The organism is Nocardioides plantarum (assembly GCF_006346395.1).
Taxonomy (GTDB): Bacteria; Actinomycetota; Actinomycetes; order Propionibacteriales; family Nocardioidaceae; genus Nocardioides; species Nocardioides plantarum.
Window position 1 is genome coordinate 1,470,005 of the sequence record NZ_VDMS01000001.1, and the last position, 13,201, is coordinate 1,483,205.

General features: G+C 73.0%; 12 protein-coding genes and 3 tRNA genes. 8 read left to right on the forward strand and 7 right to left on the reverse strand.

Going from position 1 to position 13,201, the window contains the following annotated elements; translation table 11 throughout:
- Positions 1-24: 24 nt before the first annotated feature.
- Positions 25-1,515 carry an NAD(P)/FAD-dependent oxidoreductase gene (locus FJQ56_RS06930; protein ID WP_140008400.1) on the reverse strand — a complete coding sequence of 497 codons (1,491 nt, stop codon included), beginning with the start codon at positions 1,513-1,515 and terminating at the stop codon, positions 25-27.
- A 233-nt stretch (positions 1,516-1,748) separates the two neighbouring features.
- Here FJQ56_RS06930 and FJQ56_RS06935 point away from each other — a divergent pair, with 233 nt between their 5' ends.
- Genes FJQ56_RS06935 through FJQ56_RS06945 form a run of 3 tightly spaced genes read left to right on the forward strand, consistent with a single transcriptional unit; the run spans position 1,749 to position 3,441 of the window.
- Positions 1,749-2,723: an ATP-binding protein gene (locus FJQ56_RS06935; protein ID WP_140008401.1), complete on the forward strand. Its 975-nt coding sequence runs from the start codon at positions 1,749-1,751 to the stop codon at positions 2,721-2,723.
- On the forward strand, positions 2,720-3,118 hold the full coding sequence (locus tag FJQ56_RS06940; protein ID WP_170215298.1) for a fluoride efflux transporter FluC: 399 nt from the start codon (positions 2,720-2,722) through the stop codon (positions 3,116-3,118). Before FJQ56_RS06935 ends, FJQ56_RS06940 begins: the two co-directional genes overlap by 4 nt.
- On the forward strand, positions 3,115-3,441 hold the full coding sequence (locus tag FJQ56_RS06945) for a fluoride efflux transporter FluC (RefSeq protein ID WP_140008403.1): 327 nt from the start codon (positions 3,115-3,117) through the stop codon (positions 3,439-3,441). Before FJQ56_RS06940 ends, FJQ56_RS06945 begins: the two co-directional genes overlap by 4 nt.
- 27 nt (positions 3,442-3,468) lie before the next feature.
- On the opposite strand, the gene FJQ56_RS06950 is transcribed toward FJQ56_RS06945, so the two are convergent.
- The 4 genes from FJQ56_RS06950 to FJQ56_RS06965 form a co-directional block, all read right to left on the reverse strand.
- Positions 3,469-3,819 (reverse strand): metallopeptidase family protein, encoded by a 351-nt coding sequence (locus FJQ56_RS06950; protein ID WP_211350889.1) that lies wholly within the window; start codon positions 3,817-3,819, stop codon positions 3,469-3,471.
- 175 nt (positions 3,820-3,994) lie between these two features.
- The gene (locus FJQ56_RS06955; RefSeq protein WP_140008405.1) at positions 3,995-4,384 is read right to left on the reverse strand and encodes a hypothetical protein; all 390 of its coding nucleotides are present in this window, start codon (positions 4,382-4,384) and stop codon (positions 3,995-3,997) included.
- Between the two features lie 169 nt (positions 4,385-4,553).
- A tRNA-Asp gene (locus tag FJQ56_RS06960) sits at positions 4,554-4,627 on the reverse strand.
- A 124-nt stretch (positions 4,628-4,751) separates the two neighbouring features.
- A tRNA-Glu gene (locus tag FJQ56_RS06965) sits at positions 4,752-4,827 on the reverse strand.
- Between the two features lie 114 nt (positions 4,828-4,941).
- Here FJQ56_RS06965 and FJQ56_RS06970 point away from each other — a divergent pair.
- From FJQ56_RS06970 to FJQ56_RS06985, 4 genes are all read left to right on the forward strand, one after another.
- Positions 4,942-6,306 (forward strand): TerD family protein, encoded by a 1,365-nt coding sequence (locus FJQ56_RS06970; RefSeq protein ID WP_140008406.1) that lies wholly within the window; start codon positions 4,942-4,944, stop codon positions 6,304-6,306.
- Between the two features lie 12 nt (positions 6,307-6,318).
- A complete protein-coding gene (locus tag FJQ56_RS06975; protein WP_140008407.1) occupies positions 6,319-7,866 on the forward strand; it encodes a TerD family protein in 1,548 nt (515 codons plus the stop codon).
- A 49-nt stretch (positions 7,867-7,915) separates the two neighbouring features.
- A tRNA-Phe gene (locus FJQ56_RS06980) sits at positions 7,916-7,989 on the forward strand.
- A gap of 132 nt (positions 7,990-8,121) precedes the next feature.
- A complete protein-coding gene (locus FJQ56_RS06985) occupies positions 8,122-10,695 on the forward strand; it encodes an ice-binding family protein (RefSeq protein ID WP_140008409.1) in 2,574 nt (857 codons plus the stop codon).
- A gap of 79 nt (positions 10,696-10,774) precedes the next feature.
- On the opposite strand, the gene FJQ56_RS06990 is transcribed toward FJQ56_RS06985, so the two are convergent.
- On the reverse strand, positions 10,775-11,494 hold the full coding sequence (locus tag FJQ56_RS06990) for a FliA/WhiG family RNA polymerase sigma factor (protein WP_140008411.1): 720 nt from the start codon (positions 11,492-11,494) through the stop codon (positions 10,775-10,777).
- A 145-nt stretch (positions 11,495-11,639) separates the two neighbouring features.
- On the opposite strand from FJQ56_RS06990, the gene FJQ56_RS06995 reads away from it, so the two are divergent.
- On the forward strand, positions 11,640-12,155 hold the full coding sequence (locus FJQ56_RS06995) for an RsiG family protein (RefSeq protein WP_140008412.1): 516 nt from the start codon (positions 11,640-11,642) through the stop codon (positions 12,153-12,155).
- Here the strand turns inward: FJQ56_RS06995 and FJQ56_RS07000 are convergent.
- Positions 12,139-13,188: a phosphatase PAP2 family protein gene (locus FJQ56_RS07000; RefSeq protein WP_170215299.1), complete on the reverse strand. Its 1,050-nt coding sequence runs from the start codon at positions 13,186-13,188 to the stop codon at positions 12,139-12,141. The two genes, FJQ56_RS06995 and FJQ56_RS07000, sit on opposite strands and share 17 nt — an antisense overlap.
- Between the last annotated feature and the right edge of the window lie 13 nt (positions 13,189-13,201).

Below are 13,201 nucleotides of genomic sequence, written 5' to 3' on the forward strand. Positions count from 1 at the left end.
TCGACCGACGTGTGGGTGGGCGGCTCAGCTCGAGCCGGACCCCACGCGGATCCCGCGCTGGCTCTGGTCGGTGAGCCGGACCTCCTCGGCGGCCTGGGCCTCGAGGTCGGCCCGGCGGTCGCGTTCGGCGTCCTGGTCGAGCTGGCCGGGGGCGGAGACGAGGTCGGTGGCGCCGCGGCGCAGGCGGGCCAGGGCGATCCGGCCGAAGATCTGCTGCTCGGTGGCGGTGCGCTCCGAGCGGCCGCGGCCCAGGAAGGAGACGAACCAGTGCATGACCGCCGTGAGGCGGTTCTTGAAGCCGGTGATGTAGACGAGGTGGACGGCGAGCCACATCAGCCAAGCGATGAAGCCGGTGAGGCGGATCTTGCCGACGGCGGCGACCGCGTTGAAGCGGCTGATGGTCGCCATCGACCCCTTGTCGAAGTAGTGGAACGGCTTCTGGGCGGGCTTGCCCTTGAGCCGCCCGTCGATCTCCTTGGCGGCGTACTTGGCGCCCTGGATCGCCACCTGCGCGACGCCCGGGAGGTGGTCGAGGGAGATCATGTCGCCGACCACGAACACCTCGGGGTAGCCCGGGAGCGTGAGGTCGGGGTTGACGCCGATACGGCCGGCGCGGTCGAGCGGGGCGCCGGTCTGCTCGCTGAGGGTGGTGGACAGCGGCGACGCCTGGACGCCGGCGGCCCACACCTTCGTGACCGCCTCGACGCGCTCCTCGCGGCCGTTCTTGAACTTCACCTTCAGGCCGCGCTCGTCGACGTCGGTCACCATGGCGCCGAGCATCACCTCGACACCGAGCTTCTCGAGCCGGTCCTTGGTCCACAGGCCGAGCTTGCGGCCGAACGGCGGCAGCACCTGCGGCGCGGCGTCGATCAGGACCACCCGCGCGGAGCGGGTCTCGATGGCGTGGAAGTCGCGCTTGAGGGTGCGGTGGGCCAGCTCGGCGATCTGGCCGGCCATCTCGACACCGGTGGGACCGGCGCCGACGACGACGAAGGTCAGGAGGTGGTCGACGTTCTCGCCGCGGGCCGCACCGAGCTCGGCGAGCTCGAAGGCGCCGAAGATCCGGCCGCGCAGCTCGAGGGCGTCGTCGATGCTCTTCATGCCCGGCGCGAACTCGGAGAAGTGGTCGTTGCCGAAGTAGGACTGCCCGGCCCCGGCCGCGACGATCAGCGAGTCGTAGTGGTTGACCGTGGTGCGTCCCAGGACGTGGGAGGTGACGGTGCGGGCGGCCAGGTCGACGTCGGTGACCTCGCCGAGCAGGACCCGGGCGTTCTTCTGGCTGCGCAGGATCTCGCGGGTCGGCGGGGCGATCTCGCCCTCGGACAGGATGCCCGTGGCCACCTGGTAGAGCAGCGGCTGGAACAGGTGGTGGGTGGTCTTGGCCACCATGGTGACGTCGGCGTCGGCGCGCTTGAGGGCCTTGGTGCCGAAGAGACCACCGAAGCCGGAGCCGATCACCACCACCTGGTGGCGCGCGGAGGCGGCGGGAGTGTTGCTCGGGGTCGTGGACGACATCTGGCGCTCCATCAGGAAGGGGACTGCCTGTCGGTACCCATTCTCGCCCGTGTCGCCGTACGGCGACCAATGGACGGGCGCGTCTGCTGCATCACAGGCCATCCGGTGACAGAATCTTCACTCGCTCGTGTTTGCCCCGGACTCGGTCGGGTACACCAGCCCGGAATGGCCTGCGACGGGCCCTTCCGCTCCTCGCCCCGACCGCTTCTCGCCAGACGTCCGGAGACCATCCCGTGCCGCTGAACAGGCCCGCCCTCGCGCTGGGTGCCGGTCCGCGTGGCGTCCAGGACGCCCGGCGGTGGGTCGTCGGGACGTTCCTCGACATCGGGCGCGACGACCTCGTCGAGTGCGCCGAGATGGCGGTCTCCGAGCTCGTCACCAACGCGCTGCTGCACGGGACGCCCCCCATCCAGGTCCGGATCCGCGGCACGCAGGAGCACCCCCGGGTCGAGGTGAGCGACGGGTCCCAGGAGCCGCCGGCCATGCCGTCCGCGAGCCTCGACCTCGACGCCATCGACGACTTCGACCTCGACGGGCTCGACGACCTGCTCCTCACGTTCGGCCGTGGGCTCAGCATCGTCGCCCGCGCGTCCGACGCCTGGGGTGCCGACATCGAGGACGACGGCAAGACGGTCTGGTTCACCCCGGCGGCCGAGTTCTCCGACGACGCAGGCTCCGAGGGCCTGGTCACCGGCGCCCCCGGTGACACGACCGGCGAGCACCCGGCCGACCCGACCAGGTTCCACCTGCTCGGCGTCCCCGTGCGTGACTACGTCTCCTTCCACAACCACTTCCGCGAGTTGCGGCGCGAGGTCCGGCTGCTGGCCATGGCCAACGAGGCCGACTACCCGCTGGCTCGAGACCTCGCCGAGGTCTTCGACCGTCTGGGACGGCCGCTGACCAAGGACACCGTGCGTCGCGAGGTCGACCTGGCCCAGGCCGCCGGTGAGAGCGCGATCGACCTCGAGGTGCTGATGGGCCGCGGCGAGGCCCGCGACGTCGCCCGCTTCGTCGAGCTCCTCGCGCTGACCGACGCCTTCGCCCGCGAGGAGAAGATGCTCGCGCTGGCCCGCACACCCCGCCAGGTCGCCTTCCAGACCTGGTTCCTCGGCGAGCTGGTCCACCAGGCCGACGGCGACGAGCCCCGGCGCTGGACCGAGCCCGCCGGGTCCAACGGCAACGGCGCACGCCACTCCAGCGTCTCGTGACCCCCACGCCCCGGCTCCTCGGGTGCGTCGCCGCGGGTGGGGCGGTGGGCGCCGTGCTGCGCTGGTCGACCGGGGAGCTGGTGCCCGACGGGTCCGGCTTCGCGTGGACGACGTTCGCGATCAACGTGACCGGCTCGTTCCTGCTGGCCCTGCTGCCCGCACTGGCCGTCGTACGCCGGTCACCGGCCTGGGCGGCCGCCCTCGGCCCGGGCGTGCTCGGCGGGTTCACCACGCTGTCGGCCTACTCCGAGCGGACCCGCGCACTGCTCGCCGACGACCGGGTCGCCGTCGCCGCGGGGTACGCCGCCGGCACTCTGGTCGCCTGCCTGGCGGTCATCGCCCTGGCCGACGCCCTGGCCTCGGCCTGGACGCGGGACCCGGAGTCCGGCAGGTGACGGTCCTGCTGGTCGCGCTCGGCGGCGCCGTCGGCGCACCGCTGCGGTTCCTCGTGTCGTCGCGGCTCGACGACGCGGTGCCGTGGGGCACGCTCGCGGTCAACGTCGTGGGCTCGTTCGTGCTCGGTCTGCTCGTGTCGCTGTCGGTCGACGGACACACCTACGCGCTGCTCGGGGTCGGCTTCTGCGGCGGGCTGACCACCTACTCGTCGTTCGCGGTGCAGACCGCCCGGCTCGGCTGGCGCGGGACGGCGTACGCCGCGACCACGATCGTGCTCTCGGTCGGAGCCGCGGCGCTGGGCTACCTGCTCGGCCGGGCCTGAGCGGACCGGTCGGTCCCTCGGTCGGTCTCAGCCGTAGCCGAGCTCGTGGAGCCGGTCGTCGTCGATGCCGAAGTGGTGCGCGACCTCGTGCACGACGGTGATCCGCACCTCCTCCTCGAGCTGGGCCGCGTCGTCGCAGTAGTCGAGGAGCGGGTTGCGGAACACGAAGATCCGGTCGGGCAGCCCGCCGCCGTCCATGTCGCTGCGCTCGGTCAGGGCGACCCCGTCGTAGAGCCCGAGCAGGTCGTCGGGCTCGTCCTCGGGCGGCTCGTCCTCGACCAGCACGACCACGTTGCGCACCAGCGACGCGAGCTGGTCGGGGATCTGGTCGAGGGCGCGGTCGACCAGGGACTCGAAGGCGTCGCGGTCCATCTGCATGGGCACGACGCCATGGTGCCTGACGTGTCCTGGGGTCGGGTTGGGGGCGTGGGCCGCCCGTGGCAGGAATCCCCGGGTACCCGGGTACTCCTGCACTTCTGGGGCGTTGCAACGGGCCCGAAGTGCAGGAATCACCGGGTACCCGGTGATTCCTGCTCGCCGCCAGGCCCCTCCGTCAGGAGACGAGGACGTGGATCCAGGCCTGGCTGTTGCTCACGCCGGCAGCGGTCGGGTCGCCGACCACGCGCAGGGTGCGGTCGCCGGTGTGGCCCAGGACGACGCGCACGCGGTAGGTGCCGTCGCTGCGGGTGTCGACGACGGCGCCGTTCACGGCCTTCCAGGTCGACCCCTCCCGGGTCTGTACGCGCACGACGCCCGGGGTCGAGAGCCGACCGCTCAGCACGAACTGCTCGCCCGACGACACCGAGGAGTCGGACGTGGTGACGGTGATCCGCGAGGCCGTGGCGGCGTCGGCGGTCGAGGCGAGGCCGAGTGCGCCCACCGGGACGAGGGTGGCGACGAGGGTGGCGGCGGCGAGACGACGAGGAGCGGTGCGGGGGGTCATGGGTGTGCCTTCCGGGACTGGTGCTGCTGTGGGATGCCCGCGCGTTCGGCGGACACCACGAAGACGCGGCGTGTGCCCAGGAAGTTGCCTGCGACGACGAAGGAAAAACTCGAAGGGCCCTGGCTCGGCTTGCGCCGGGCCAGGGCCCTTCGTGGTGGTGCTTGTCGTGCGACCCCGACGGGACTCGAACCCGCGGCCTCCGCCGTGACAGGGCGGCGCGCTAACCAACTGCGCTACGGGGCCAACGATCGTGCTGTGCTCCACGAGTGGAGCGCTCGGAACTCTAGCCCACGTCTCCCGCGACGACCCAATCGGTTGCCCGTCTGGTGCCGATGACGGGCCGATCGGGGTCGGTGGGCCGAGGACGTGGTACCCCCAACGGGATTCGAACCCGTGCTACCGCCGTGAAAGGGCGGGGTCCTGGGCCGCTAGACGATGGGGGCCGGACTGCCGGACCATCGTAGTGGGCGAGCCCGGTGCCCCTCACACACGTGCACCCATCGCGGGTAGGTTGCTGCCCAGCCAGCCGCACCCACTCGAGCGAGGACCACGCACGCATGATCCAGCTGACCAAGGGCACCAACGCACCGCTCGACGCGACCCAGGTGACGGTGACGGTCGACATCAACGCCACCGCCGACCTCTCGGCGATCCTGCTCGCCACCGGCGGCAAGGTGCGCAGCGAGGACGACTTCGTCTTCTACAACGCCCCCCACGGGCCCGGCGTGCAGTGCAAGGCACCCGCGGGCGGCGCGGGCTGGCAGGTCACCGTCGACCTCGCGGCCGTCCCGGCCGACGTCGAGATCGTGCGCCTGGTGACCTCGCTCGACGACGGCGGCAAGACCTTCGGCCAGGTCGGTCAGCCGGTCGCCCGCGTCACCGACGCCTCCGGCACCCCGCTCGTCGAGTTCTCGATGACCGACCTGTCGTCCGAGACGATCGTGATGCCGCTGGAGATCTATCGCCGCCAGGGTGCGTGGAAGGTCCGGGCCGTGGGCCAGGGGTACGCCGGCGGCCTGGCCGCCCTGCTCAAGGACCACGGCATCGACGCCACCGACGAGCCCACCCCGGGCGCGAGCACCCCCGCCCCGCCGCGGCCCGCCGCGGTCCCGCCGCCGCCTGCGATGTCGACCCCGACGCCGGCGCCGGCCTCGACCCCCGTGCCGCCTCCGCCGCCGGCCTCGTCGACCCCCAGCACGCCGACCTACCCCAGCGCGCCGCCGACCCCGCCGTCGTCGCCGACGCCTCCCCCTCCGCCGCCGCCGTCGTACGCCGGCCCGACGTCGACGCCCGCTCCGCCTCCCCCGGCCGCCTCGTCCGGTGGTGGTGTCAACCTCACCAAGGGCCGCCCGGTCACCCTGACCAAGGGCCAGAGCGTCAACCTCGTCAAGGACGGCGGCACCAAGCTCACGATGGTCCGGATGGGCCTGGGCTGGGACGCCATCAAGAAGGGCGGCTTCTTCGGCAGCCGCGAGGTCGACGTCGACCTCGACGCCTCCGCGGTGCTGTTCGCCGGGGGCCAGGTCGCCGACCTGGCGTTCTACAACAACCTCACCACCAAGGACGGCTCCATCCAGCACATGGGTGACAACCGCACCGGTGAGGGTGACGGCGACGACGAGGTCGTCGCGGTCGACCTCACCCGCGTGCCGGTGCACGTCGACACGGTGTTCTTCATCGTCACCAGCTACCAGGGCCAGACGTTCGAGCAGATCCAGAACGCCTTCTGCCGCCTGATCGACCACCAGGACGGCGAGCTCGCCCGCTACACGCTCACCGGGGGGACCGCCTCGACCGGCATGGTGATGGCCAAGATCTCCCGCAGCGGCGGCGACTGGACGTTCACCGCCATCGGCGACGGCATCAACGCCAAGACGCCCCTCGACGCGCTGCCGCAGCTCACCAAGTACCTCGCCAAGTAGCCGGACCGCCCGGTGACCGAGCTGCGCAGCGGTGAGAACCGCCCCTGGACCGACGCGCGGGTGACGGTCTACGTCGCCGGCGCGCAGGTCGGCGCACTGCTGCTCGGCGCCGACGGCCGCGCCCTCGGGGCGTCGGCGTGGGTCGACGAGCACCGGCCGGCCGCCGGGGCCGTCGAGCACGTGCCCGGGTCGGTGCAGGGCGTGACGGTGCTGCTCGCCGACGTCGACCCCGCGGTCGCCAAGGTCCTCGTGGTCGCCAGCGCGTACGCCGCCGCGCCGACCGCCCAGCTGCTCACCACCGACGGCACCGTCGCCTTCACCGTCACCCCGGCCGCCCTGGCGGGCGAGCAGGCGCTGGTGATGGCCGAGGTCTACCGCCGCGAGGGCGCCTGGAAGGTCCGTGCCGTCGCCCAGGGGTACGCCGGCGGGCTGCCTCAGTTGGGGGCGACCTACGGGGTCTCGACAGGCTCGACCACCGAGCCGACCGGCCCGACCACCGAGCCGACCGGCGCAGTCCCACCGGCGCTGGGCGACCCGGTCCGCCAGATCGCGATGATCCTCGACGACGCCTCCCGCACGACCGCGTCCTTCGAGTCGTCCGCGGCGTTCGCCGAGCAGCGCCTCGAGCAGGACCTCGAGCAGCTGGTCGGCGACCCGTCGCTGCGCATCGGGCCGGCCGGCGACGCCGCCCGCGCCCGGGCCGAGCAGCGCCGCGACCAGCTCGTCGGCGAGGCCCGCGCCCGGCACGCCGCCGACCTGGCGCAGCTCACGGCCGAGCTCGGGGGGCTCGCGCGGGTGCTGCCGCCGTCGCTCGCGCCCTGGTCGGCCCCCGGCTGGCACGAGCAGCGGCCCGGCGCCGAGGCGGCCTGGGCGTTCCGGCTCGGCGAGATCGCCCCAGAGTCGGCCCCCGCCTTCCGGCTGCCGATGGTGCGCACGCTGCCGCTGCACCCCGCCCTGTGGGTCGAGACCGACGACGGCGGTGAGGTCGTCGCGGCCCGGATGCTGGCGGCGCTGGCCACCCGGCTCGTGGTCGCTCTCCCCCGAGCGCCGCGGCTGAGCGTCGTCGACGTCGGCGACCGCGCGCGGCTCGGCCACCTGCCGCTCTCCGAGCCACCCGCCACCGATCCCGGCACCGCGGCCCGGGTGCTCCAGGAGCACGTCGAGCACCTCGGCATGGTCTCGATGGCCCGTCGCTCCCAGGCCCTCGACGACCTGCCGCCCCAGCACCGGCCCGGACGCCTGCTGCTCCTGCCCGACTTCCCGGGCGCGCTCGACGACTCCTCGGTCGCCGCGGTGCACCAGCTCGTCACCCACGGCGCCGACTGCGGGGTGAGCGTGGTGCTCTCGGGACGTCGTACCGAGAGCCTCGGCATCCCCGTCCTCGACCTGGTCCGCGACCTGTGCCTGCGCGTGCCGAGCGCACCGGGGGGCGACCTGGTCGACTCCTACGGTGGCGTCAGCTGGACCTTCCACCCCGACCTGGGCCCCGACGACCCGTTCGTGGCCGAGCGCGTGCAGGACGCCGTACGACGCAGGGTGGCCGAGCGCGACGCTCTCTGACACCGATTCGATCGGCTCCGACGGACTCCGGTAGGGTTCTCGTCGTTCGGGGCAGGTAGCTCAGTTGGTACGAGCGATCGCCTGAAAAGTGATAGGTCGGCGGTTCGACCCCGCCCCTGCCCACCGAGCACGGCAGGTCTCACCTGCTGGAACGCCCCCGCTGCGGCGGGGGCGTTCCGTCGTTCGCGCCCCTCGCCGAGGTACGAGGGGCACGACCACCTCAAGAAGCCGGGGCCACCGACCGACAAGGTCTGCATGCTTCCGAGTCGACCCCCCGGTCCCCCCACCGTTCGCCCCCGCTCGACCACCCGCTCGACCACCCGCCCGCTCGCCCGCCTGGCCCTCGCACTGTCCGCCGTCCTCGTGCTCGGCCCGCTCGCGGTGATGTCAGGCGCCCATGCCGCCGATCCCGCAGCTCCCACGTCCGGGGTCGACCTGGGGTCCGCCGAGGCCTTCTCGGTGCTGGGCGGCGCGGGCGTCACCAGCACCGGCCCGAGCACCGTGCTCGCCGAGGACCTCGGGCTCAGCCCCACGGGCACCATCGCCGGGTTCCCCCCGGGCGTCGTGCTCGGCGCGACCCACGACAAGGACCCCGCCGCCGAGGCCGCCCAGGAGGACCGGCAGGCGGCGTACGACGCCGCGGCGGCGCTGCCGAGCACCGCGGCGTTCGCCGGGGACCAGGGCGGCCAGACCTTCAAGCCCGGGGTCCACACCACGTCCGCGGCCTTCACCAACACCGGGACGATGACCCTCGACGCCGACGGCGACCCCGGCGCGGTCTTCGTGTTCCAGGTCGGGGCGGCGCTCAGCTCGGCCGCGTCCAGCAAGGTGGTGCTGACCGACGGCGCCCTGGCCACCAACGTCTACTGGCAGGTCCTCGGCGCGGTCTCGATGGGCGCGGGCGCCAAGACCGTCGGGACCTTCCTCGCGGCCGGCGCGGTCGCGTTCGGCGAGGGGGCCTCGCTCAAGGGTCGGATCCTGACTCCCGGCACGGTGACGCTGGCCAACACCCCGGTCACCCAGCCCAAGGACGACCTCACTGCGCCCGTGGTGACGATCGACGCCGGTGCGGACCGCTCCACCAACGACACGACGCCGATGATCTCGGGCACCACCGACGAGCCGGTCGGACGGCCGGTCAGCGTCACGATCGACGGGCCCACCGGGCAGGTCCTGAGCACGAGCGTCCGCGAGGGCGGCGCCTGGGCCGTCAGTGCGACCACGCTCGCGGAGGGCCCGCACGACGTGGTCGCCACGGTCGTCGACGCCTCCCGGAACGCCGGCTCCGCGACCCAGGTCCTCACCGTCGACCTCACCGCCCCGACCGTGACCGTCACCGGCGGCGCGCTGCGGGCCACCAACGACATCACTCCTACGATCCTCGGCACGACGGACGCACCGGAGGGCACCCAGGTCACCGTCACGGTCGACGAGGTCGCGCTCGCCGCCGTGGTGGCCAGCGACGGGTCGTGGACCGTGGACGCCGGCCCGCTGAGCGAGACCGCGCACTCCGTGGTCGCCTCGGTCGACGACCTCGCTGGAAGCACCGGCTCCGCCACCCAGATCCTGGTCGTCGACGTGACGCCGCCCGTCATCGCCATCGACGGCGGCGACGAGCGGTGGACCGGCGACACGTCGCCGTGGACCTACGGGACCACCGGCGAGCAGGCCGGGTCCGTCGTGCACCTCAGCGTCGAGGGCCAGGAGCTGACCGCCGTCGTGCGCAGCGACGGCACCTGGAGCGTGAGCGCGACCGACGTGCCGCCCGGGGTCTACCCGGTCGTCGCCTCGATCACCGACGCCGCCCAGAACACCAGCACCGCGGAGCAGACCCTCACGGTCGGTGGCCCGCCGCCGGCCTCGAGCCTCGAGATCGACGGTGGCACGACCCGCGTCACGAACGACGCGACCCCGACGATCTCCGGCACCACGCAGGAGACGTCGGACGCGTCGGTGACCGTGAGCGTCGCCGGGCAGAGCCTGACGACCGAGGTGGGCCCCGACGGCTCGTGGAGCGTCGAGGCCGCCACCCTGACCGAGGGGTGCCACGCCGTCACGGCCAGGATCGAGACCGTCTCCGGTAGCACCGGCAGCGCCACCCAGGCCCTCACCGTGGACCTCACCGCTCCGGTGATCGACCTCGCGGGCGGCGCCACCCGCTCGACCGACGACCGCACCCCGCAGGTGTCCGGGACCACCGGCGAGCAGACCGGGACGACCGTGCACGTCACCGTCGACGATCGGTCACTGACCACCACGGTCCGGACCGGAGGAGCGTGGAGCGTGACCACGCCCACCCTCACGGTGGGCTCGCACCCGGTCACGGCGTCGGTCACCGACGCCGCCCAGAACACCACGACGGCGCGGCAGACGCTCGTGGTGACGGCCGAGCCGGCCACCCCGCCGGCCGTCTACCGACCGGACGCGGCGATCCGTCGTACCGGCGGGGCCTTCGTCGGCAACCAGACCTACGGCACCGGCCAGCAGGTCACCCAGCTGGTCCGGGCACGGGGCACGGTCACCTACGAGGTGCGCCTGACCAACCGCGGCGACACCAGCGAGATCCTCTCGGCCGTGGCCACCAGGTCGAGCAGCACGTTCACCGTCGTCTACCTGGTGGGCGGCAAGAGCGTGTCCCGGGCGGTCGTCGACGGCACCTACCGCACCCCGTGGCTGGCGCCGGGCCGCTCGGTGAGCCTGGTCGTCAGGGTCACCGCCACCGGCACCGCCAAGGCTGGGGAGAGCCGCGCGTTCACCGTGCGCACCGCCTCGACCCACACGACGAGCATCCGCGACAGCGTGCTCGCCGTGGCCAAGGTGACCCGCTGACCCCACGAGGGCAGCACGGAGCACGCCGGCCGGCCCCTCCCTGTCATCGCCGTCGTCCCAGTCGGCGCCGACGCGACGGTCAGGCGACCAGGCGTCTCAGCTCGTCGGTCGCGCGCCGCATCAGCTGGCTGACGCGCGACTCGCTGACCTCCAGCACCTGGCCGATCTCGGCGAGGGACATGCGCTCCCAGTAGTAGAGCGCCATCACGACCCGGTCGCGCTCGGGCAGGCCGTGGACGGCGTGGAGGAGGCCCTCGGGCAGGTCGTCGGAGGCTCCGGGGACGCCTTCGGTCGACCGGGGGGTGATCGCGTGCTCCATCAGGTGGACCTCCACCGCGCACAACGCGGCGTGGGCACCCTGGCTCGAGCGCCTGCTCAGCTCGCGCCCGGAGATGCCCAGCTCCGCGGCCACCTCGGCCTCACCAGGTCGGCGCTGCAGGCGGTGCTCGAGGTCCGCCGTCGCCGCGTGGGTGTCGCGCATCTGCTCCCGGACCAGGCGCGGCACCCAGTCCGAGGCTCGCAGGCCGTCGATGATCGCGCCGCGGATCCGCGGCTGGGCGAAGGTCCGGAACTGCAGGCCGCGGTCGAGGTCGAAGTTGTCCATCGCGCCCATCAGGCCCATCACGCCGTCGGAGATGAGGTCGTCCTGGTCCACCCCGGCCGGCAGCCCGGCCCACACCCGTCCGGCGACGTACTTGACCAGCGGGGCGTAGTGGACGATCAGCCGGTCCCGAGCGGTCCGGTCACCGGTGGCCCTGAACTCGCGCCACAGCTCCTCGACGAACGGTGAGACGTCCATGGATCTCCCTGGCTCCGGGTGGGGCGTGATCGGCTCCTCGACCGTAGCAACGAAGGTCCCAGGACATCGGCACTTTCACCTCACCCACCGGGGCCTGCGGCGTAGCGTGAGCTCCACTGCCCCTGCCGTCGCGGGAGGACCTGCCATGACCGACAAGCGACTCTCGACCCGGCGAGCCTCCGTCAGGTTCGCCGAGGCTGCCCCCGAGCTGTCGGGACTCACCCTCGACGAGCTGCGCGCCTACCGCGCCGACCTCGAGTCCGAGGAGGAGCGGGTGTGCTACTGGCGCCGTCTGCTGGAGGGGCGGGTCGACCTGCTCGAGGCGCGCGCCACCCTCGGCACGCTGGTGAGCCTGCCCGACCTGGTACGCGTCCTCGGCGACACGGGTTCGGGTCGGTCCCGACGCGCGCTGCTGCGGGTCGTGTCCCCCGAGCACCTTCCCGACCTCCCCCACCTCGACGAGCTGGGGGAGCTGTGGACGGCCGAGCCCCGGGACGACGAGGAGATCACCGATCTCGTGGCCCGCCTGCGCGACCGTACGGAGACGCTCACCGCCTACCGTGACGCCCTGCACGAGCGGATCGACGCCGCCACGGGCGAGCTGATCGTGCGCTACCGCGCCGACCCGCGGGCCGCCCTGGCCCTCATCCCACCGGAGTGACGGTGCCGGGACCGGCCGTGCTCGAGTCGGCCACGGCGGGCCCGGCCGCGCCGGGGCTCCCGTCGCCGGCCTTGCGGCCCGAGCGCCACCGCTCCCAGGCCGACGCGATCACCATCACCACGATCGCCAGCAGCCCACCGGCGAGCTCGTCGATCACGTAGTGCTCGGCGAAGTAGACGAGCGCCACCCCCATCGCCAACGGGTAGGCCAGCAGCAGCCAACGCCACCGGGTGCGCAGCCGCCAGATGCCGTACGCCGCCACGAGGACGGCCGTGCCGGTGTGGAGCGACGGCATCGCCGCGACCGGGTTGCCGACGCCGTTGAGCACGACGTTGGCCCGGTGGAGGCCGAGCTCGCCCCAGCCCCGGGAGGTGATCCGGGCCAGCGTCTCGCCCTGGTGGAGATAGCCCTCGTTGGCGGCCATCCACGGCGGCGCCATCGGGTAGAGGATGTAGATCGCCAGGCCGGCGAAGTTGAGCCCGAGGTAGCGGCGCATCCAGACCAGCCACTCGGCGCGGTCGCGGGTCCACAGGAACACCGCGAGGGTCAGGCCGACCACGAAGTGGGTGGCGTAGACGGTGGTGAAGAGCGGGTCGAACCACTGGACCGGGCCGTCGACCCGGCAGGGGTCGCTGCCGCACCATGCCTGCTGCAGCGTGGTCGAGGGCAGCTCGCCGCCGAACATCCAGCGGTCGACGTCGATCGGCATCGTCCAGTGCACGGTGACGTCGAACTCGTCGACCCAGCCCCGGCTGTAGAAGTAGACCGCGAGCAGGAGCGCCGGGATGGTCCAGTCGCGCAGGAAGCCGAGGTGGTGGCGCCACGGCGCCTCGACGTTCCAGGCGATCGTCAGCAGCCACAGGGTGATGAGCACGGCCCACGGGTCGTTGGGGATGCCGATGGTGGCCGACCAGGCGACCAGGGCGAGCACCCAGACGCCGACGGCGACCGCACGAGCACCCCGGCGGGTGACGACCGCAGAGGGAGCCGGCTCGGTGTGGGAGACCCCCGGGGCCGGTGGCGCTGTCGTCATGGACGAACTGTAA

Excerpts from the sequence above, each read along its gene's own strand:
- FJQ56_RS06970 (WP_140008406.1), top strand. The coding sequence starts at position 4,942 with ATGATCCAGCTGACCAAGGGCACCAACGCACCGCTCGACGCGACCCAG.
- FJQ56_RS06985 (WP_140008409.1), top strand. The coding sequence starts at position 8,122 with ATGCTTCCGAGTCGACCCCCCGGTCCCCCCACCGTTCGCCCCCGCTCG.
- FJQ56_RS06995 (WP_140008412.1), top strand. The coding sequence starts at position 11,640 with ATGACCGACAAGCGACTCTCGACCCGGCGAGCCTCCGTCAGGTTCGCC.
- FJQ56_RS06955 (WP_140008405.1), bottom strand. The coding sequence starts at position 4,384 with ATGACCCCCCGCACCGCTCCTCGTCGTCTCGCCGCCGCCACCCTCGTC.
- FJQ56_RS07000 (WP_170215299.1), bottom strand. The coding sequence starts at position 13,188 with ATGACGACAGCGCCACCGGCCCCGGGGGTCTCCCACACCGAGCCGGCT.
- FJQ56_RS06990 (WP_140008411.1), bottom strand. The coding sequence starts at position 11,494 with ATGGACGTCTCACCGTTCGTCGAGGAGCTGTGGCGCGAGTTCAGGGCC.
- FJQ56_RS06950 (WP_211350889.1), bottom strand. The coding sequence starts at position 3,819 with ATGCAGATGGACCGCGACGCCTTCGAGTCCCTGGTCGACCGCGCCCTC.
- FJQ56_RS06930 (WP_140008400.1), bottom strand. The coding sequence starts at position 1,515 with ATGTCGTCCACGACCCCGAGCAACACTCCCGCCGCCTCCGCGCGCCAC.